This is a genomic window from Luteitalea pratensis, assembly GCF_001618865.1.
Taxonomy (GTDB): domain Bacteria; phylum Acidobacteriota; class Vicinamibacteria; order Vicinamibacterales; family Vicinamibacteraceae; genus Luteitalea; species Luteitalea pratensis.
Window position 1 is genome coordinate 4101863 of record NZ_CP015136.1, and the last position, 19944, is coordinate 4121806.

24 protein-coding genes and 1 tRNA gene are annotated in these 19944 nt (G+C 67.1%); 16 read left to right on the forward strand and 9 right to left on the reverse strand.

The features are described 5' to 3' along the window. Positions 1-140: 140 nt before the first annotated feature. A complete protein-coding gene (locus tag LuPra_RS16825) occupies positions 141-350 on the reverse strand; it encodes a helix-turn-helix domain-containing protein (RefSeq protein ID WP_234800435.1) in 210 nt (69 codons plus the stop codon). Beyond that, entirely contained in the window at positions 335-544 is a 210-nt protein-coding gene (locus LuPra_RS16830; protein ID WP_110171815.1) for a helix-turn-helix domain-containing protein, read from the reverse strand. The genes LuPra_RS16825 and LuPra_RS16830 overlap by 16 nt, the downstream gene beginning before the upstream one ends. 731 nt (positions 545-1275) lie before the next feature. Between LuPra_RS16830 and LuPra_RS16835 the strand changes: the two genes are divergently transcribed. From LuPra_RS16835 to LuPra_RS16850, 4 genes are all read left to right on the forward strand, one after another. Beyond that, the gene (locus LuPra_RS16835; protein ID WP_157899304.1) at positions 1276-1470 is read left to right on the forward strand and encodes a hypothetical protein; all 195 of its coding nucleotides are present in this window, start codon (positions 1276-1278) and stop codon (positions 1468-1470) included. Between the two features lie 151 nt (positions 1471-1621). Further along, entirely contained in the window at positions 1622-1903 is a 282-nt protein-coding gene (locus tag LuPra_RS16840) for a hypothetical protein (RefSeq protein ID WP_110171817.1), read from the forward strand. Then, a complete protein-coding gene (locus LuPra_RS16845) occupies positions 1900-2493 on the forward strand; it encodes a hypothetical protein (RefSeq protein WP_110171818.1) in 594 nt (197 codons plus the stop codon). Before LuPra_RS16840 ends, LuPra_RS16845 begins: the two co-directional genes overlap by 4 nt. 255 nt (positions 2494-2748) lie before the next feature. Continuing rightward, complete coding sequence (locus LuPra_RS16850) at positions 2749-4110, forward strand: tyrosine-type recombinase/integrase (RefSeq protein WP_110171819.1); 1362 nt, start codon at positions 2749-2751, stop codon at positions 4108-4110. A gap of 11 nt (positions 4111-4121) precedes the next feature. On the opposite strand, the gene LuPra_RS16855 is transcribed toward LuPra_RS16850, so the two are convergent. Both LuPra_RS16855 and recA read right to left on the reverse strand, forming a co-directional pair. Beyond that, positions 4122-4197 (reverse strand) — tRNA-Phe (locus LuPra_RS16855). A gap of 201 nt (positions 4198-4398) precedes the next feature. Next, positions 4399-5427, reverse strand: coding sequence for a recombinase RecA (gene recA / locus LuPra_RS16860; RefSeq protein ID WP_110171820.1), 1029 nt, complete (start codon positions 5425-5427; stop codon positions 4399-4401). Between the two features lie 257 nt (positions 5428-5684). Between recA and LuPra_RS16865 the strand changes: the two genes are divergently transcribed. Next, positions 5685-6227 (forward strand): metal-dependent hydrolase, encoded by a 543-nt coding sequence (locus LuPra_RS16865; RefSeq protein WP_157899305.1) that lies wholly within the window; start codon positions 5685-5687, stop codon positions 6225-6227. 121 nt (positions 6228-6348) lie between these two features. Continuing rightward, positions 6349-6480 (forward strand): hypothetical protein, encoded by a 132-nt coding sequence (locus LuPra_RS33940; protein ID WP_257724462.1) that lies wholly within the window; start codon positions 6349-6351, stop codon positions 6478-6480. Here LuPra_RS33940 and LuPra_RS16870 read toward each other — a convergent pair. Together LuPra_RS16870 and LuPra_RS16875 are read right to left on the reverse strand one after the other, a co-directional pair. Beyond that, on the reverse strand, positions 6471-7319 hold the full coding sequence (locus LuPra_RS16870) for a 3-hydroxybutyryl-CoA dehydrogenase (RefSeq protein WP_110171822.1): 849 nt from the start codon (positions 7317-7319) through the stop codon (positions 6471-6473). The two genes, LuPra_RS33940 and LuPra_RS16870, sit on opposite strands and share 10 nt — an antisense overlap. A 36-nt stretch (positions 7320-7355) precedes the next feature. Continuing rightward, positions 7356-8543, reverse strand: a complete 1188-nt coding sequence (locus LuPra_RS16875) for an acetyl-CoA C-acetyltransferase (RefSeq protein ID WP_110171823.1) — start codon at positions 8541-8543, stop codon at positions 7356-7358. A gap of 308 nt (positions 8544-8851) precedes the next feature. Between LuPra_RS16875 and LuPra_RS16880 the strand changes: the two genes are divergently transcribed. Genes LuPra_RS16880 through LuPra_RS33945 form a run of 10 tightly spaced genes read left to right on the forward strand, consistent with a single transcriptional unit; the run spans position 8852 to position 17162 of the window. After that, a complete protein-coding gene (locus tag LuPra_RS16880; protein ID WP_110171824.1) occupies positions 8852-9136 on the forward strand; it encodes a DciA family protein in 285 nt (94 codons plus the stop codon). Between the two features lie 5 nt (positions 9137-9141). Further along, complete coding sequence (locus tag LuPra_RS16885; RefSeq protein ID WP_110174737.1) at positions 9142-9705, forward strand: Maf family protein; 564 nt, start codon at positions 9142-9144, stop codon at positions 9703-9705. Between the two features lie 44 nt (positions 9706-9749). Next, complete coding sequence (locus LuPra_RS16890) at positions 9750-10199, forward strand: cytochrome c maturation protein CcmE (protein WP_110171825.1); 450 nt, start codon at positions 9750-9752, stop codon at positions 10197-10199. Positions 10200-10205: 6 nt separating this feature from the next. After that, positions 10206-12677 carry a heme lyase CcmF/NrfE family subunit gene (locus LuPra_RS16895; protein WP_110171826.1) on the forward strand — a complete coding sequence of 824 codons (2472 nt, stop codon included), beginning with the start codon at positions 10206-10208 and terminating at the stop codon, positions 12675-12677. Next, positions 12664-13209 (forward strand): zinc ribbon domain-containing protein, encoded by a 546-nt coding sequence (locus LuPra_RS16900; protein ID WP_110171827.1) that lies wholly within the window; start codon positions 12664-12666, stop codon positions 13207-13209. The genes LuPra_RS16895 and LuPra_RS16900 overlap by 14 nt, the downstream gene beginning before the upstream one ends. A 47-nt stretch (positions 13210-13256) precedes the next feature. Beyond that, positions 13257-14459 (forward strand): hypothetical protein, encoded by a 1203-nt coding sequence (locus tag LuPra_RS16905; protein ID WP_110171828.1) that lies wholly within the window; start codon positions 13257-13259, stop codon positions 14457-14459. Next, positions 14460-16049: a heme exporter protein CcmB gene (locus LuPra_RS16910; protein ID WP_110171829.1), complete on the forward strand. Its 1590-nt coding sequence runs from the start codon at positions 14460-14462 to the stop codon at positions 16047-16049. It abuts the gene before it with no gap. 1 nt (position 16050) lies between these two features. Then, the gene (locus LuPra_RS16915; protein ID WP_110171830.1) at positions 16051-16710 is read left to right on the forward strand and encodes a cytochrome c biogenesis protein; all 660 of its coding nucleotides are present in this window, start codon (positions 16051-16053) and stop codon (positions 16708-16710) included. Positions 16711-16712: 2 nt separating this feature from the next. Further along, a complete protein-coding gene (locus LuPra_RS16920; RefSeq protein WP_110171831.1) occupies positions 16713-17021 on the forward strand; it encodes a CcmD family protein in 309 nt (102 codons plus the stop codon). 6 nt (positions 17022-17027) lie between these two features. Beyond that, positions 17028-17162 (forward strand): hypothetical protein, encoded by a 135-nt coding sequence (locus tag LuPra_RS33945; protein WP_257724463.1) that lies wholly within the window; start codon positions 17028-17030, stop codon positions 17160-17162. A 127-nt stretch (positions 17163-17289) separates the two neighbouring features. On the opposite strand, the gene LuPra_RS16925 is transcribed toward LuPra_RS33945, so the two are convergent. Genes LuPra_RS16925 through aroA form a run of 3 tightly spaced genes read right to left on the reverse strand, consistent with a single transcriptional unit; the run spans position 17290 to position 19900 of the window. Beyond that, positions 17290-18033, reverse strand: a complete 744-nt coding sequence (locus tag LuPra_RS16925) for a metallophosphoesterase family protein (protein WP_110171832.1) — start codon at positions 18031-18033, stop codon at positions 17290-17292. Between the two features lie 41 nt (positions 18034-18074). After that, positions 18075-18581: a shikimate kinase gene (locus LuPra_RS16930; protein WP_110171833.1), complete on the reverse strand. Its 507-nt coding sequence runs from the start codon at positions 18579-18581 to the stop codon at positions 18075-18077. Further along, entirely contained in the window at positions 18578-19900 is a 1323-nt protein-coding gene (gene aroA / locus LuPra_RS16935; RefSeq protein ID WP_110174738.1) for a 3-phosphoshikimate 1-carboxyvinyltransferase, read from the reverse strand. Before aroA ends, LuPra_RS16930 begins: the two co-directional genes overlap by 4 nt. Between the last annotated feature and the right edge of the window lie 44 nt (positions 19901-19944).

A 19944-nucleotide genomic window follows, 5' to 3' on the forward strand; every position in this document is an offset into this window, starting at 1 on the left:
TCTGCGGCCTCGATATGGGATACACTACTGGTTGAATCTTGCATCGCTAGCGCACTCCATGGCGCCTTGCGGTGATCGCGGCGCGTTTGGGTCCCCACCCCAACGCGCCGCAACTGTTATCTCCCCTGTGAACGTCTCGCTCAGCCGACGGCGGCGAACGATTCCAGCCACGCATCCACCGACGACTGCCGCATCCTGAAGTGCCTTCCGCCCTGGAGGCGGATGGCCCGCAAGCGACCAGACCGGATGCCGCGGCGCACGGTCGCGGGATCGCACTGCGCGATTGCGGCAGCCTGCTGCACCGTCAGCCACGGATCGGTCACGACAGGCGCCATTACGGATTCGCGCATACCACCTGTCCCTGTAGCCAACGCTCGATGCCGTCAACTGGCAGCCGACAGTCACCACGCGCGCTGAAGCGGACCGCCGGCAACGCACCGGCGTGAATCGCGCGATAGATAACGGCCCGGTGAATCCGCAGCGCCCGCGCGAGTTCGCGTGGTGTGCACGGGTTGGGTAAATCGCGCGTCAATGAGTCAGTCATCAGTGTCACGTCCTGCAATGCGATGCACCGAGACGCGGTGCGGGAGTGGCCTACTGACAGTGTCAGGGACTGGAGGTTGATCTGTGATACCGCTGCCGCCACTCGCCTTGCCAATCGCCGGCGTGGGCGTCTGTTATGGCCGGCGCTCCACTCACACTGTGGGGCCGGGATCGCTTTGTCAAGGCCAAAGCGTAAGGATTAGTTCACATTAGGCCACTCTGGTCCACTCTGGTCCAACGCGGAAGCCCGCACAGGCCGACAGGGCCACTTCTCCGCGTCTCTATGCCACTCCGCGGCTCGCATTCCGTCTCGACGAATACGTTGACGGGGACTCGCTAAGCGACACGGCGAGATGCACGCAGAGTCGTGCCACCCGCGGATCGTCCAGGGGGATACGACGGATGCCGTTGATCCACGCGCTGAGCGTGCTGTGGTGGACGCCAGCGAGGTGCGCGAGCGTGTAGGCACGGAAACGGGACGTGCGTACCGCGACCCGCAGACGCTCGGTGAAGACGTCTGGTAGGACTACCGCGGAAATGTTTTCGATGTGCACAATTCAGAATACCAGAGATCAAAGGTCGGTTGAAGCTGTGAAGGCGACCCCTAACCCCTGCTTTTGCAATGACTTAACTTGTGGACGCCGCTTGTGGAAAAACGTGCGTACAGGAACGCGATTCGCGCGGACGCCGTCCCCACTTGCGTCTGTAGCTGTGATGTATTACATTACCGACATGGCACCCAAGACGGTTACGCTGACCTTCCGCGCGGAGGTCGACCTGTACGCGCGGCTGGATGCCGTGCGCCAGGCGTTCGGAACGCCGTTCAGCGAGCAGCTTCGACGCGGGATTGAACTGTGGCTGGCGCAGGTCGAGGGAGGCGGACTACCGCGGTCACCAGCCAGGAAGGTCGCCGGCAAGAAGCGATAGGCACAGCAGCAACGTCAGAAGATCGAAGCACCCGATACATGCACGAGCACCTGAAATAGAAAATGGCCCGCCGTGGCGCTAGCGTCGTCCCGTTTCCCGCGTCTCGCCGGTCCGTCAGCGGGGACGCGTGACCGCTCACGACTCTACCGACATGCCTCTCGACCCTGACGCACCCGATCCCGTCGCCGCGCCGTCCCGGGTGCGTCTCTGGACGTTGCACAAGGACGGCCGCACGGCGACGTGCGACGCACAGGCGCACATGCTCGGCGTCGAGATCGTGTCCGAGGTGGACGGCGACGTCAGGCGGACGGAAGTGGCCCGCACGCCGCAGGCCGGCCAGGCGCTGGCGGACGAGGAAGCGCGTCATCAGCACGTGCGGCGAGCGCTGGCCGATGGCGTGAACGGGCGTGTCTCCGGCCGGAGTATCCGATGACCGGCAGGGCGGTGGGCTTCATAAGCACCCGCGCTAGTATCCGGGATAGGGGCGAGCAGAGGTGGCGATTCGCCGATGTGCTGTGCCTGCTATTTTCGAGCGGCTACGGTCTGCCGAACGCGGGTCCCGGCATGACGCCCGGGCAGCGGCTCCGGTTGGACGACTTGCTGGACACTTACGGCGCGTGGACCCCGGGCCTCGCGAGGGCGCACCACGGCATGGCGGCAGGAGCCGACGCCGAGTTTCATGCCGCCGTGACCGCGCTGGGGTTGCCTACCTTTGGGCACCCAGGCGTGCATCGTGACGGCCGGCCCGAGGATCGGGCCGATGGCTTGGTCTGCACTAATGTGCGGCCCGAGTGCTTCGTGGACGAGAGGAATCGCGCGATCGCTCGCCAGACGGACGTGTTGTTTGTCGCCTCGCGAATTAGACGCGGCGGGCAGTATGACTCGGACATGGTGGCGGCCATCAGCGTCGCGCTGGACTTTCATAAGCCGATCTACGTCATGTGGCCCGACGGCACGTTCTCGAATGACTTCTCGGCATGGCAGGCCTCCAGACAGACGTTTCCGCCGAGCTTCAGACCATGAGCGCCTGGACCGTGCATTTCGGCCCGTCACCCGCCGGACTGGCGTGAGGTTGTTCAGCGCGAGGACGGCAGCGGCCCCGCGATCGTCTGCCCGCCCGACCAGTACGAGGAAGCGCGGCACCATCTCGTACGGCGCGCCCTGGCCGATGGCGTGGACGCGGTGCAGTACGTCGTGGACGTGGCGCAGGGGCAGCCGTGTGTGCGGCGCGAGGTGTTGGACCGCTGACCGCGGCTACGGTCAACGAAGGGAACGGCGATGCCGAAAGTCACTCACAATGGCCTGACGAAGCGGTGCGAGTGCAAGCAGACGCAGTGGACCAAGTGCGCTCACCCGTGGATCGTGCGCTTCCACACCGACGGCCGTGAGCACTTCGTGAGCCTGCACAAATATGTTGGCTGGCCGAAGGGCAGTGTCATGCCGAAGACACAGGCCCTCAAGCTGGTGGACAAGGTGCGGACCGAACTCCGCGACGGGCAGATCCGAAAGCGTTCGGCGGCCACCGCGACGACGGTCGGTGCGGTGATCGAGGCGTACCGCGAACGGTTCGTTCGGGTGCCCACGCGTCGCCAGCATGCCCGCGTGTCAATGGAAGGGCACCTCGACATGGTCGCGCGCCTCTCGGTGCCCGATGCGCGTGGGCGCCAGGTGCCGTTTGTCGATCTGCGGATGCGTGACGTCACGCCAGCCACGATCGAGGCGCTACGACACGCCCGCCGCCTCGAGCTGGCCGCAGCGGATGCCGCCTACACCGAAGTGGTCCGGCTCACGGGCGCCGGGAAGGACGTGCCGACCGACCTGCGTCGGCGATCCCGACTGCGGACGCGCGGGAAGGGTGGGGAAGTCGGCCTCAACCGCCTGTTGGCCCGGCTACGACACCTCTTCTCGTGGGCGATCGCCCGCTACCAGGAAATCGAGCACCATCCCTTCCGGAAGGGCGGGATCGCCGTCGTGAAGCTGGCGAAGGAGACGGCGAGGTCTCGGCGGCTCCGAGCAGGCGAGGAAGACGGACTCATGATGCACGCCGGGCCACACCTGAAGTCGGTCATCCTCGCCGGCCTGCAGACGGGCGCCCGCATCGGCGAATTGCTGAGCCTGCAATGGCATCAGGTCGAGCGAGACGCGCAGGACCGTCCCGTCCGGCTGCGTCTGACGGCCGACAAGACCAAGACGAGCCGAACCCGGATCCTGCCGGTGCCGCGCATGCTGGCGGCCATCCTTGACATGCGCCAGACGGCCCCAGACGGGCGGCGGCACGGCGACCACGCCTACGTGTTCGGCAACGAGGTCGGCGAGCAGGTGGAGCGGGTCCAGACGGCGTGGGAGACCTGCTGCCGGGCTGCCGGCATTGCCGGGCTGCACTTCCATGACTTGCGGCGGGAGTTCGGGTCGCGGCTGCTGGACGCGGGCGTGCCGTTGACGACGATCCAGACCTACCTCGGCCACACGTCGGTCACGACGACGGCGAAGTATTTGGAAGCCGATCAGTTGCTCGTGGCGACGGCCGTCGACGCCATCGAACGCGGCTGGAGCGACGACCGTATTCGGACTTTATTCGGACTTTCGCCAGAAACGCCCGAAGCCACCGGTGTGGGCGGTGGCCGTAAGTTGTTGAATTAGAATGGTTTAGATGGTGCCGAGGGGCGGAATTGAACCGCCGACACTACGATTTTCAGTCGTATGCTCTACCAACTGAGCTACCTCGGCACGAAGTAGCGGGGCGGGAACAACCCGCGAAGCATAGCACAGGGCGAAAGAGGCTGGTAGGGCCGGCTCGCACTGAGCCGACCATCTCCTCGAGCTGTGTGAGGCAGGGGAGGCTGGTCCGCGATCCGCGCGAGACGCGGACCGCGTACCCTACCAACGTCGTGCGGGACCACGGGCCCCGCAAGACTCGTACGACGCGCGCTAGCCGGCGACCGGTTCGGCCGTGGCCGGGGCCAGCCCCAACTCCTTGCGCAGGCGCTCGTCGATCGCCTGGTACGTCGCCGGATTGTCTTTCAGGAACTGCTTGACGTTCTCGCGGCCCTGCCCGAGCCGCTCGCCGCTGTACGAGAACCAGGTGCCGCTCTTGTCGACGATCTTGCGCTCCACCGCGAGGTCGAGCAGGTCGCCTTCCTTCGAGATGCCCTCGCCGTACATCACGTCGAACTCGGCCTCACGGAAGGGCGGCGCGACCTTGTTCTTCACGACCTTGACGCGCGTCCGGCCCCCCGTCACCTGATCGCCGTCCTTGATCGCGCCGATGCGGCGGATGTCGATACGCACCGACGAGTAGAACTTCAGCGCCCGGCCACCGGTGGTCGTTTCCGGGTTGCCGAACATCACGCCGATCTTCTCGCGCAGTTGGTTGATGAAGATCAGGCAGGTCTTGCTCTTCGAAACCGCGCCCGTGAGCTTGCGCAGCGCCTGCGACATCAGCCGGGCCTGCAGGCCCATCTGCTGGTCGCCCATCTCACCCTCGATCTCGGCCCGCGGAACCAGGGCGGCCACCGAGTCGACCACGATCACGTCCACGCTGCCCGAACGCACCAGCACTTCGACGATCTCCAGCGCCTGCTCGCCGTTGTCAGGCTGCGACACCAGCAGGTCCTCGAGGTTCACGCCGAGCTTCTGCGCATACGAGGCGTCCAGCGCGTGCTCGGCATCCACGAACGCCGCCATCCCACCCAGCTTCTGCGCCTGCGCGATCACCTGCAGCGCCAGTGTCGTCTTGCCCGAGGACTCCGGGCCGAAGACCTCGATCACGCGGCCACGCGGCACGCCGCCGACTCCGAGCGCATAGTCGAGGCTGATGGAGCCAGTCGAGATGCTCGGGATCGCGACGGCGTCCTTCTGACCCAACCGCATGATGGAGCCCTTGCCGAACTGCTTCTCGATCTGGCCGACGGCCATCTCGATGGCGCGGGCACGTTCCTTCAGGTCGTCAACGGGCATCACTCGAACTCCTTGCGGTCGGGAAAACGGCTGACAGGGGCACGCCACCCGGGCTCGGGAGGCACATCGCTGTGAGCCTCACGTATTCTAAGGACGTGCCAGCCCGCTGTCAAGCGAAAGTGTTGACAATAGATACTTATAAACATCGTTGATACAGCATGTTACGAGTCATTGGCACTTTCGCCATCGACGACGCCGGTGGCAGGAAATGCGCTCCTCGGGTTGCCGCGACTCGGCAGGATTGCTACTGTCGCCGGATGCCCAGCCCCGTGGGGCACGCACTGGCCGGCCTGGCGGTGGGCGTGCTCGCCGCCGGTCCGCGAAACCTCGTCCGCTCCCTCGACCCGCCTGCCGCACGCCGTCCCATCGACACCGCCCTGCTTGCCATGTTGCCCATGGCAGCGCTGGGGGTCTTGCCGGACTTCGATCTGCTGTTCGGCGTCCATTCGATGTACACGCACAGTCTCGGCGCGGTCGTCGCGGTGCTCCTCGTCGCTCGCGTCGTCACGGGGGCGTGGCGCTGGGCCATTGCCGCCAGCCTGGCCTACGCCAGCCATATCCTGCTCGACTGGCTGGGCCACGACACGACGGCCCCGATCGGGATCATGGCCCTCTGGCCAATCACACCAGCCTACTTCCAGTCCGACCTGCACCTGTTCCTGCCGATTTCACGCCGCTACTGGGTGCAGGGTTTCCTCGCCCACAACCTCTCCGCGGTGGCACGCGAAATCGTCTGCATCGGGCCGTTCGCCTTCCTTGCGTACTGGCGCCTCACGCACGTCGCCGGCAAGCGCATGTAGATGGGACACGGCGACGCTGCGGACATGGACCGCTCGGAGAGCGGTCCCTACCATCCAGACGCGACGTCATTTGCCGATCTGACACCCATGTCGGTGGTAGGGACGCCTTGCCGAGGCGTCCATGACCAAGACGGCACCAGGAACTCGCGCTGACGGCCATGGATCGCTCGACGAGGCACCGTGGGAGCTGGCGCGAAGGCCCAAGGCCGATGGCCGAAGCCCGAAGGCCGTCAGCGAAGCCGTCTACGCGTAGCGATAGAACCCGCGGCCTGATTTCCGGCCCAGGTGTCCGGCCGCCACCATCCGCCGGAGCAGGGGACACGCACGATACTTCGGGTCGCCGAGCCCTTCGTGCAGCACGTCGAGAATCGCGACGCATACGTCCAGGCCGATGAAGTCAGCCAGCGTCAGCGGCCCCATCGGATGGTTCATGCCCAGCTTCATCACCGAATCGATCGCCTCTGCCGTCCCGACGCCTTCCATCAGGGCGAACACCGCCTCGTTGATCATCGGCATCAGGATCCGGTTGGCGATGAATCCGGGGTAATCGCTGGCCGGCACACCGGTCTTGCCGAGACGGGTGCAGAGTGACTCGGCCAGCTCCATCGACGCGTCCGACGTCGACTGCCCGCGGATCAACTCCACCAGGGTCATCAGCGGCACGGGATTCATGAAGTGCATCCCCAGCACCTGCTCGGGGCGCGTCGTCGCCGCGGCGATGTCGGTGATCGAGATGGATGACGTGTTGCTCGAAAGCACGACGTCGGGGCGCACCAGGGCATCGAGCTTCGCAAACAGGTCGCGCTTGGCGTCACGCCGTTCGACAATCGCCTCGACGATGTAATCGACATCGGCGAGATGATCGATCGATCCGGAGAAGTGCAACCGGGCCAGGGTGGCGTCGCGGTCCGCGGCGCTCAGCGCACCCTTGTCGACGAACTTCGTGAGGCTCTTGTCGATCGTGGCCTTCGCCTTGTCGAGCGCGGGCGCAGACACATCGACAAGACGCACGTCGAATCCGTGCTGCGCGAACGTCTGGGCAATTCCGTTGCCCATCGTCCCCGATCCGATTACACCGATGGCCTGAATCATGCGCGTGTCGTGAGCCAGTCGCCTGCGGGCTGCAACCTACGTGAGTTCTATCGCCAGCGCCACTCCGTTGCCGCCGCCGAGGCAAAGCGCCGCCACACCTCGCCGCATTGCCCGGCGCTCGAGCGCGTGCAGCAGGGTGGTCAACACGCGCGCGCCGCTCGCGCCGATCGGATGGCCGAGGGCGACGGCGCCGCCGTGCACGTTGACCTTCTCTTCCGGGATGCCGAGATCGCCGGTCACCGCAATCGCCTGCACCGCGAATGCCTCGTTGATCTCGAACAGATCGACATCCCCGAGCGACCAACCGGCTTTCGCGAGGACGGTCCGGATGGCGGGAACGGGCGTCATCATCACCCACTTCGGCTCGAGTCCGCTGGTGGCCTGCGCGACAATGCGCGCTCGGACCAGGAGGCCACGCGCGCGGGCGATGTCCGCTGCTGCGACGACAAGGGCTGCGGCACCGTCGTTGACGCCGGGGGCATTGCCGGCAGTCACGGTGCCTTGCGGGTCGAAGGCCGGCTTCAATCGCGCCAATGCTTCCACCGACGTGTCAGCGCGCACTGACTCGTCCTGCGCCACGACGATCGGGTCGCCCCTCTTCGGGGAAATGGTCACCTGGAGCAGTTCGGCAGCAAAGGCGCCGTCGGCCTGCGCCTGCGCCGCTTTGTGGTGGCTCCTGACGGCGTAGGCGTCCTGCGCCTCGCGCGAGACGCCGTAGCGGCTGGCCACCGCCTCGCCGGTCATCCCCATGTGCCAGTGCTCGATCGCACACCACAGGCCGTCCTGGATCATGCTGTCGACGACCTGTGCATGGCCCATGCGAAAGCCTTCGCGCGCACGGGGTAAGAGATACGGCGCCTGACTCATCGACTCCATCCCGCCCGCCACGACGATGTCTCGATCTCCGGCGGCGATGCCCTGCGCCGCGAGCATCACGGCGCGCAACCCCGACCCGCAGACCATGTTCACGTTCAGCGATGGCACCTCGGCAGGCAGTCCGGCCTTCAGCGCCGCCTGCCGCGCCGGATGCTGGCCCTGTCCCGCGGACACGACGTTGCCGAGGATGCATTCGTCGACGTCGTCGGGCGCGAGGGACGCACGCGTCACCGCCTCGCGCACCACCAGCGCACCGAGGTCGGCGGCGGCCAAATCCTTCAGGCCGCCCAGGAACTTGCCGGTCGGCGTGCGCACGGCTGAGAGGATGACGGACTCGCGCGGGCTCATGAGGACCAGCCTATAGCCTACGCCTGCGGTCTGCGAGGCGGAGGATCCACCACCGAGTTCTCCTCCCGTGCCCTGCCGCTGACCGTCGGACTGAAGTCCGACGGCTACGTCCGATGAGATTTGGCGTTCCGGCACGCTAATCCATCGGTTGGGTAGGGACGCCTCTCCGAGGCGTCCATCTCCTCCCGAGGTCATCTCCGACCTCTTACCGATGTCATCTCCGATCCTTCCCGAGGTCATCTCCGACGCACGTGGCGATGGACGGCTGGGACAGCCCTCCCTACCTCCCCAGCTGATACTCTGGCGGTGTGGTCCCGACCTCGACGCTGGTGAATGGATCGGTCACGCAGTTGATCGCCGCCCAACCCCACAGCAAGGGCAAGGTGGAGGCGGCGTGGCATCTCGCCGTCGGCGGCGCCATGGCCCGGCTGAGCGGACCGGTGCGCGACGCCAATGGCATCGTCTACGTCGAGGCTCGTGACGCCAGGATTGCCGACCAGCTGGTACTGCACCGCCGCGTCATCGAGGCGAGGCTACGCGAAGTGCTCGGCACGAAGGGAAGGGCCTTCGTGATCCTCACCGGGCCGGCGTGACCAGCATGAAGCTCATCCTCGCCTCATCCTCACCACGCCGCTCGGCGCTGCTGTCCGCCGTGGGCTACCACTTCGAGGTCCGTGTCGCCGACGTGGACGAGACCCCGCTGGATGGCGAGACGGCCGAGGCGCTCGTACGGCGACTGGCGCGGCTCAAGGCGTGGAAGGTGGCCTGTAGCGAGGACGAAGTCGTGCTGGCCGCCGACACGACGGTCGCGTGCGACGGCGAAATCATGAACAAGCCCGAGGACCATGCCGAGGCCACCCGCATGCTGCGGCGGCTGTCGGGCCGCGAACACGAGGTGTTCACCGGGGTCACCCTGCGCCACGTCGGCGGCGAGGAAACGTTCGTCGAGCGCACCGTGGTTTGGTTCGCACCGATGTCGGAGGCAGAGATCGCCTGGTACGTGGACTCGGGCGAGCCCCTGGGCAAGGCCGGGGCCTACGGCATCCAGGGCCGCGCCTCCCGGTTCGTTACCCGCGTGGAAGGCTCCTATCCCAACGTGGTTGGTCTGCCCACCGCGCAGGTGGCGAAACATCTGGCGAAATACGTGCAACCGGCGTCATAATCCGCCCGAGGGGCGTTGCATCTGCCGAGCCCCTCCCCAAAATCATGAGCGGATCCAGGACTGCCAAAATCGCAATCTCGACCCTCGTGCTCGGGCTGGCGTTCAGCGCCATGCTCTACTCGAGCCTCGCCGAGGATACGCAGTACTACAAGCACGTCGACGAGGTGATGACGCGACCGGTCGAGTGGTACGGCAAGCGGCTGCAATTGCACGGACACGCCTCCGACATCCGGCGCAAGCCCGACTCGCTCGACTACCGCTTCGAGGTCACCCACAACGGGCAACTGGTCAAGGCGACCTATAGGGGGATCGTTCCCGATACGTTCAAGGACGGCTCCGAGGTCGTGATCAAGGGCACTCTTGGGCCCAACGGCTTCGTCGTCGAGCCCGACGGCGTGATGGCCAAGTGCCCCTCCAAGTACGAAGCCGGCAAGCCCGGCGCCCCGGGGCAAACGTCGCGTCCGGCGCCCGGGACCCAGTCGTCGGCGAACTAGGAAGCCATGCCCGCACTTGGCACGTTCCTCCTCCTGACCTGCTTCATCGTCGCCGCGTATGCCGCCACCGCGAGCATCGCGGGCGCGCGCCGGCAGTCCACACGGCTGACCGAGAGCGGCATCGGCGCCTTCTACCTGGTAACGGCGCTGATGGTCGTGGCGTCGGCCGTGATCATGTACGCCTTCGTCACCGACACGTACGCGATCAAGTACGTCGACCGCTACTCGGATGCCGCGCAGCCGCTCCTGTTCAAGATCACCGCGTATTGGGGCGGACTCGACGGCTCGATCATGTTCTGGGTGCTGTTGCTGTCGGTGTTCGGCGCCATCGCGGTGCGCAACTCGCGGGAATCGCATCGCGAGCTGATCCCGTACGCGGTTGCGGTGATGGCCATCGTGGAGATGTTCTTCCTCTTCCTGATGGTCGTGCACAACAACCCGTTCGAAACGTACCTGGCCGACATCCCCGCGGATGGACAGGGGCTCAACCCCCTGTTGCAGAACGTCTACATGGTGATCCACCCGCCGTCGCTGTACATCGGCTTCGTCGGGATGACCATTCCGTTCGCGTTCGGCATGGCCGCCCTCGCCACGGGGTACCTCGACGACTCGTGGCTGCGCGCCGTGCGCCGCTGGACGATGGTGAGCTGGCTGTTCCTGTCGCTGGGCCTCACGCTCGGCATGATCTGGGCCTATGAGGAACTCGGCTGGGGTGGCTACTGGGGCTGGGATCCGGTGGAGAACGCGGCCCTGCTGCCGTGGTTCACGGCCACCGCCTTCCTGCATTCGGTGATGGTGCAGGAGCGCCGTGGGATGCTCCGCGTCTGGAACATGACGCTGGTCATCATCACATTCTTCCTGACGATCTTCGGCACGTTCATGACCCGCTCGGGTGTCGTGCAGTCGGTGCATGCCTTCGGCGAGGACAAGGAACTCGCGTGGATGTTCACCGTGTTCATGGTGGTGCTGCTCGTCACGAGCTTCGGACTGCTGATCTACCGCCTGCCGTTGCTGCGCGCTCGACACGAGCTGGACTCGTGGGTATCGCGTGAAGGGGCCTTCCTGGTCAACAACTGGATCCTGCTGTTCTCGGCGATGTTCGTCCTGTTTGCGACGATGTTCCCGACGTTGAGCGAGGCGGTCGCGGGGCAGCGACTCACCGTGGGCCCGCCGTTCTTCAACAAATGGATGCTCCCGATCGGCCTGATGCTGCTGCTGCTCACCGGCATCGGACCGCTGCTCGCGTGGCGCAAGTCGACCATCGACAATCTCCGGCACCAGTTCCAATGGCCGACCCTGGCGGCAATCGTCACCGCCGCCACGCTGGCGGCCCTGGGTGTTCGCGTCTGGTCGTCGGGAACCTGCTTCGCGTTGTCGGCGTTCGTCGTGACGACGCTGGTGCAGGAATTCGTGCGCGGCGCCCGTGTCCGCCAGCAATATTCGGGGTCCGACCTTGCAACGTCGGCGATCGGCCTTTTCGCCCGCAACCAGCGTCGCTACGGCGGCTACATCGTGCATCTCGGCATCGTACTGATGGGCCTGGGCTTTGCCGGTGACGGCTTCAAGCAGGAAGAGCAGTTGCTCCTCAAGCCAGGCCAGTCGGTGACCGTGGGTGGCTTCACGGTGCGCCACGACGGCCTCGCGATCACGCAGGATGCCCAGAAGCAGATGGTCACCGCGAAGATGACCGCGCTCCAGGGCGGCAAACAACTCGGCACGATCACGCCAGCCAAGTGGTTCTACAACAAGCGGGCCGAGGAGCCGACCACCGAAGTCGCGATCCGCCGGTCGTTCGCGTACGACCTGTACGTCGTCCTGGCCGCCTTCGACGCCGAGCAGCAGAGCGCCACGTTCCACGTCGTAGTCAATCCGCTCGTGAACTGGATCTGGGCCGGATTCGCATTGCTCGCGATGGGCACGTTGATCGCGTTGCTGCCGGAACGGGCCCTGGCCGTGGTCGGCGTCAAGGTGGCGACGGCAGCTACGTCCTCGACCGCCACGACGTCGACGACGGTCCTCCTGCTGGTGATGCTGGCACTGCCGGGGCTGGCGCGCGCGCAGGACACGGGCACTGTCGTGAAGCGCTCGCACCTCGAGCGCGAGTTGGAGAACGAGATCCTCTGCACCTGCGGATGCCGGCTTCCGGCCGGCACCTGCGGGATGTTCAACTGCCCGGGCAAGGCGAAACAGCTCGGGCGCCTGAAGCAGTTGGTCGATCAGGGCAACGATCGGGAAATGATCCTGGCGACGTTCGTGAAGGAGAACGGCGGCGCGGACATCCTGACGCAGCCCCCTGACACGGGCTTCAATCGACTGATCTGGGCCGTCCCGTTCGCTGTCGGCCTCTTCGGAGCCACGGCTGCGGGCGTCGCTGCCGTCAAGTGGTCGCGACGGTCGGCGGAGACGGTGCCGCAGGCGGTGCGGGAGGGGGACCCGTACCAGGCGAAGCTCGACGAGGAACTGCGTGACCTCGACTGACACGCGCGCGCGGGCCTGGCAGTTCTTCATCGTCCTCGGGTTGATCGGCGCGACCGCCGCAGTGTGGCGCGAGCCGCGCTTCACCCGCCCCGAGCACCTCGTCCTGCTCAGTATCGGCATCATCGCTGCCGCCGTCGCCGGGGCAGCGATGCATCGCACGCTCCTGCCGCTGGTGTCTCCCGAGCAGGTCGTCGGCGACTCACGGCGGTCCTCCCGTCACCTGATGGCGCTGGAGCGTGAGAAGCGCCTCGTGCTGCGCAGCATCAAGGAACTCGAGTTCGACAAGGCGATGGGCAAGGTCGCCGAAACCGATTTCGACGAGATGGTCGTTCGCCTGCGGCAGCGCGCCGTCGGACTCATGCAGCGCATCGATGTCGGCGAGACCGGCCTGCGCGAACGTATTGCCAGCGATCTGGCGGGGCTGAAGCAGCCGAAGGCGACCAGGAAGGTGAGTGCGCAGCAGTGTGCCGAGTGCAAGACGCTCAACGACGCGGACGCCCGGTTCTGCAAGTCCTGCGGGACTGCGCTGTGAGCGGTCACCGTGGTTGGCTCAGATGCGCGGTACTGCTATGTGCGACCGTGCTGGCCGCCGTCTCGGTCCGCGCCCAGATGCCCGACCTGCGGCAGATGAACGGCATGGCGCTGCCCAGCCAGGACCTGCCTGACGGCGCCGTGTCGGTCCGCGTCGTCAAGCAGACGATCGGCAACAACGTCGTCGGGACCACAGTGACGGTGACCGGTGATGGCGTGTCCGACACGGCGCCGACCGATGACTCCGGACGGGCCATCTTCGCGGCGCTCGGCCCTGGCAAGACGGCCGTCGCGACGGTCACGGTCGATGGCGAGACGGTCAGATCGCAGCCTTTCCAGGTACCGACGCGCGGCGGCTTGCGCGTGATCCTTGCCGTGGGCCTCGACGGCGCGGCGACGGGTTCGACGGCCTCGCCAGGCGTGCCATCGACCGGACCGCAGGCGCCAGCGATCGCGGCCACGCCCGGTACGGTGGTGCTCGGCACGCAGTGGCGCACCGTCGTGGACTTCGCCGACGAGAAGCTCGAGGTGTTCCACATCTTCGAGTTCGTCAACGCCACCGCGGGGCCGGTCTCGGTGCCGGAACCACTCAAGATCGGCATGCCTGCCGATGCCGAGCAGGTGACGCTGCTCGAGGGCTCGACGTCGCAGGCGCGCGTCTTCGAGCGTCAGCTCGTCGTCGCGGGGCCGTTCGCCTCCGGCCGCACGGTCGCGCAGGTCGCCTACCGCTTACCAATCACCGGCCCGCAACGGCGAATCGAGATCGCCCTGCCGGTCGCGAGCATGGCGACCAACGTCATCGTCCGTCGCCTCGGCGAGACCCGACTCGCCGCGCCGGCGTTGCCGCAGTCGCGCGAGGCGGACGCGGAAGGCAAGAAGTACTTCACCGGCACCGGGCCCGGGCGCAAGGCAGGCGAGACGTTGACGCTCGTCGTGGAGGGGCTCCCGTACCACCCGAGGTGGCCGCGGTATACCGCTCTCACCCTCGCCGGGCTCATCGTCGCGGCGGGACTCTGGCTGATGTTCGGCGTGCCGGTTGACGTGTCCGGACGGATCAAGCAACTCGAGGCGCAGCGTTCGACCCTGCTAGGACGGTTGCAGCGGCTCGAGCGGGACGGCGAGCCAGCCAGTGAGGACCTCCGTGAGGAGCGCGATGCCGTGCTGCGTGACCTGGAGGGCGTTTACGCGTTGCTCGATGCGGAGCGCGCGCGAGCGAATGGCCAACCGCAGGTGGAACGGCGAGCTTCGTAGGTGGAGGCGTCGGCCCCGGACCGGGTGAGCAGCCAGGTGCGGCCGACCCCGCTGCTGGTCTGTTCGCGCGTGGCGCGCCAATTCGGCCGGCGGCGCGTTCTTCGCGACGTCTCCTTCGACGGGTATGCCGGGGAAGTGTTCGGCATCCTGGGGCCGAACGGCTCGGGCAAGACGACGCTGCTCGGCGTGCTCTCGACACTTGCGGAACCCTCTCGCGGCAGCCTCTTCTATCCCGCGGCCGCCACCCTCGACTCGCCGCGCCGGATCATCGGCGTGCTCGGCCACGAGCCGCAGTTGTACGGCGAACTCACTGCACGCGAGAACCTCGAGCTATTCGGACGCCTGGCCGATGTGCCTGATCTGCAGGGTGCCGTGCAACGTGCGCTGCAACAGGCGCGCCTCACCGACCGCGGCGATGACCTGGTGGATCGCTTCTCCCGCGGCATGCGCCAGCGCCTCGCGTTCGAGCGCGTCCTGCTGGCGGCGCCGCGTGTCCTGTTGCTCGACGAACCGTTCACCGGCCTGGACGACGAGAGCGCGCACCGCATGGTCGCGCGCCTGGCCTCTCTCCGCGACAACGGCACCTTGATCGTCCTGGCGACGCACGACCTGTTACTGGTGGAGTCGCTGGTGGACCGCGCCTGCATCGTCAAGGGCGGCGTGCTGCTGCCGCTCGACCGAACGCTGCCGCTCGCGGAGTCGTATCGCGCAGCGGTAAATGCCAGCACCACCGATGCCGTTGGTAGGGCCGGCTCTCCGCTCGGCGCGCCGAAGTCCGCGGGCGAAGGCGGGAGCCGGCCATCTCCAGACAAGAGGACCGACCCCGACGCAGACGGCCGGCTGGGACAGCCGGCCCTACCTGACTCGTCAGAAGCGTCCCTGTCCGACATCGCGGCCGCGGCTTGGGTACTGCTCGCGAAGGACGTGCGTATCGAGTGGCGGTCGCGCGAAGGGCTCCTGACCACGGCGTGCTTCGCGCTGGCGTGCGTACTCGTGTTCTCCTTCGGCCTGGTGCGCAACGGCACGCCCATGCCCGACGCCGGGCCTGCGGTCCTGTGGGTGACGGTCGCCCTGGCCGGGACGTTGGCCATGGCGCGCACGTTCGAGCGCGAGCGCGCCGCTGGCACCCTGATGGCAGTACTGGCCTCGCCGACGCCGCGCCCTGCCATCTATCTCGGCAAGTGGGGCGCGCTGATGGTGCTGATGTTCGCCGTCGAAATCGTCCTGCTGCCGCTCGTGGCGTTGTTCTTCCAGATGCCCCTCGATCGGCGGCCGCTGCTGGTCGTCGGCCTGCTCGCCGCGGGCACCACCGGCTACGCCGCCATCGGCACCCTGTTTGCCGCCATGCTGGCCCGCACGCGGACTCGCGACGTGCTCCTGCCGCTGCTGCTGTACCCGATGAGCGTGCCGGTGATCATCGGTGGCGTGCGCGGCACGGCAGCGGCGCTGGCCGACCCGTACGTCCCCGGCGTGGTCAGCCTGTGGTTGCCCCTCTTGATATGCTTTGACGCGGTGTTCGCGATCCTCGCCCTGTGGACCTTCGGCACGCTGATGACCGAGGCCGCGCCGCGAGTGGCCAAGGAGGCCTGAGATGTTGACGCGCAGCGTGCCTGCGATGCTGATGGTGGCTCTCGCGATGTTCTCCATCGCGCCGTACTTCATCGCGCAGGCGCCGTACGAGTCCACGATGGGACTGGTCCAGAAGATTTTCTACTATCACGCGCCGGTCGGCATCGTGATGTTCGTGTCGACGTTCACTTGCGGATTCGCGAGCCTCGCGTACCTGGTGCGTGGCAAGGCCAGGAGCGACCGGCTGGCCGAAGCCGCCGCCGAGCTCACGGTGGTCCTCGGGGCGATCGTCCTGCTCACCGGGCCGCTGTGGGCCCGCAAGGCCTGGGGCGTGTGGTGGCAGTGGGATGCGCGGCTCACGTCGACGCTCGTGCTGTGGCTGCTGTTTGCGGCGTACCTGTTGCTGCGGCGCTTCGGCGGGCCCGGCACGGAGAAACTCGCCGCGGGGGTGGCGCTGTTCGGCATGGCCAACGTGCCGTTCATCTACTGGTCGGTCAACGTCTGGCGGACGATGCATCCCAAGACCTCCGTCGTGCCGTCGCTGGTGCCGGAGATGCGCTTCCCGTTCTACTGGTGTGTGGTGGCATTCCTGCTCCTGTTCGTGGCGCTGCTGCGGACGCGCGTGCGCCTTGCCGAACAGCAGGATGCCCTCGACATGCTCCTCGCGGAGGCTGAAGGCTAGCTATGTCCTTTCTGAATCGCATCGCCCGCACGGGTGCCCTCCTGCTGCTGCTCGTCGCCGCCTCCGCACCGGCCGCGCGCGCACAGGCCACGCAAGCGCCGCAAGCCCCGGCGACCACCGCTGCCCAGGACGAGTACGTCCCGATCGACCAGCTCCCGGACAGCGAGAAACTGCCGGCCGCGCCGTTCCTCATCGGGGCCTATGTCGTCGTGTGGGGCGCGTTGCTGCTGTACGTGCTGATGTTGTGGCGGCGTCTCGGGCGCGTCGAGGCTGAGGTGCGCCAGGCACAACGGATGGCGGGGGGCCGGTAGGACGTCGTGACCGCCGGGCATTTCATCTTCATCCCCGCGGTGCTGCTCGTGGGGATCGTCATCGGATGGATCCTGGGATCGCGCGCCGCGATGGACGCGATGCGGTCTCAGCAGAAGCGCGCGGACGAGAAACGAAGGTAGGGACGCCTCTCCGAGGCGTCCATTGCCTCTCCGAGGCGTCCATCGCCTCCGTACTCACTTCCGCTGGCCAGCCGATGCCGTACGGCGAAGGCGGCAGGCGGAGGTCATGGACCGCTCGGAGCGGTCCCTAACGACCTTCGGCTAAACGGGACGCCAGCAATTCCGGCAGGCCCGCCGCACGGATCGCGGCCTGCTCGGCGGCGACGTCGTACGCAATGCGCCGCAGCGTGATCTTGCGCGCGCCCAGGTCCACGATGGCGTAGGCCGCACGCGGGTCGCCGTCACGCGGCTGACCGACTGACCCTGGATTGACCAGCCAGCGATCCTCGAGGCGAATCGACAGCGTCGTGTGTGTCCAGGTGTCGCCGCTCTCGACCACTGGATGGCCCTCGCCCGATCCGTACGCGCCCTGCACATGGGTGTGCCCGAACAGGCACAACGGGCGGCGTCCCAGCGCCGCGGCATCGCGAATGTCGTCAATCCAGACCAGGTACGCATCCTCGTCGGCCGGCGACCCGTGCCACACCTCCAGCACGTCGTCGACGAGCAGCGGACCGGCTGGCAGGTCGCGCAGGTACGCCAGTTGCGGCTCGGAGAGCGCCCGTGTCGTCCACTCGGCCGCCTCCCGGGCATGGGAGTTGAAGGCCAGGAGGTCCATCACGCCGCAGACGGCCTTGTCGTGGTTGCCGCGGACGACCACGTGAGGCGCAAGCGCCCGGACGCGATCGATGATCGCGCCGGGCTCGGCACCGTAGCCCACGAGGTCACCCAGCACCAGTACGCGATCATAGGTTTCTGGCGGGCAGTCCCGGAGGACTGCGGCCAGAGCCGGGAGGTTGCCGTGAATGTCGCTGATGACGAGGTAGCGCACGCTGTGGCTCTATTAACGCTCGAGAGGGCGATCCTGAACGGTCACCATCCGAGCTTGTGCAGCAGGCGCTCGACGAGGGCTTCGACCCGACCCTGGGCGTCGAGGCGCATGTGCGCCAATCGGTAAACGGCTCGTCGCTCTTCGAACAGGGCGGCAAACGCCTCCCGGTCCGCAGCCAGGGGACGCCGGCCGTCTGATGGCACCCGATCGACGATGTGATGGAAGGCCGCGTCGAGCCAGACGGTGACACCGTCAGCAAGGATGTCGGCCCGGTTCGCGGCCTGGATGAAGGTGCCCCCGCCGGTGGCCACGATCGCATGGCGCGCGGGCAGGAAGGCGAGCAGGACCTCCCGTTCGACCTTGCGGAAATAGGTTTCGCCGTGTTCGGCAAACACCTGCGAGATCGTGCGTCCCTCGCGGCGCTCGATCTCTTCGTCGAGATCGATGACGCGCCAGCCGAGCCGACGTCCGAGTGCGCGCGCCACGGTCGTCTTGCCCGACCCCATGAACCCCACGAGGTAGATCTTGTCGGTGGTCGAGGGGGTCATTTCCTCAGCGCATCGAGGACGTCGAAGAATCCCGGGTAGGACACGTCGACGGCATCGGCGCCGCGAATCAGGGTCGGCTCGAGGGCGCCCAGCCCGGCGACCGCGAACGCCATCGCCAGGCGGTGGTCGTCTGCGGCATCGACCTGTCCGCCAAGGAGGCGGCGTGAGCCTCGTACATGGAAGCCGTCTGGCAGTTCGTCGGCGTCGGCACCGAGGGCGCGCAAGCCGTTGACGAGCGCCGTGATGCGGTCGCTTTCCTTGGCGCGGAGTTCGCCCGCGCCGGTGACGCGCAGTTCGCCGCCGTGCGTGGCCAGCGCCGCGAGTACCGGCAATTCGTCGATGAGTCCCGGGACGTCGGCTGGCGTCAGGTCGAGGCGACTCATCGTCCGATGCCGCACCCGGACACGACCGACGGGTTCCTCGGCGTCGACGCGATCGACCTGCACGTCCACGTCGGCACCAAGGCGGCGCAGGACGTCGAAGATGGCCGTGCGGCTCGGGTTCAGTCCGACGTCCCGCAGCTCGAGAAAGGAGCCGGGCAGCGCCGCGGCCGCGCATGCCCAGAAGGCCGCCGATGACGGGTCACCCGGCACGGCCAGATTGCGGCCCGTGAGCCGCTGTCCGCCTGCGATCCGGATCACGTGCCCGTGCACGTCGACGGTCGCCCCGAACGCCTTCAGCGCCCGTTCCGTGTGATCGCGCGTCCCGGCAGGCTCCTCGAACGTCGTCAGGCCCTGCGTCTGCAGGCCGGCGAGCAGGACCGCCGTCTTGACCTGGGCGCTCGGGGACTCGGGTCGATACGTGATTGGCTGCAGGTTGCCACCGGTCACCGCCACGGGCGGGCGACCATTGAACGAGGTGACCTCGGCGCCCATCTGCTGCAGCGGCGTCACCACCCGGAGCATGGGCCGGCGCCGCAGCGAGGCGTCGCCCGTGAGCACGCTCGTGAACGGATGCGCGGCCAGGATGCCGGCGAGCATCCGCAGCGTGGAACCGGAGTTGCCACAGTCGAGATCCGCGGTCGGCGACTGCAGTCCCAGCAGCCCGCGGCCGACTATCTGAACAGTCGGCACCTCGGCGCCCGTGTCCCTGTCGAAGGACGCGTGTCGCGAGACGATTGTCCCGAGCTGCTCGAGGCATTTGAGCGTGCTCTGGCAGTCCTTGCCCGGGGCGTAGTGACTGATCCGCGTGACGCCGTCGGCCAGAGCCGCGAGCATCGCGTACCGATGGGAGATGGACTTGTCACCAGGCACGCGCACCACCCCTTCGAGGGCAGTGGCGGGGCGGACGGTGACGGTCTTGGTGAACTCGGCGGGCATCGCGGGCTTCACTGTAACAAACAGTGGAGCGTGTATGATGCACG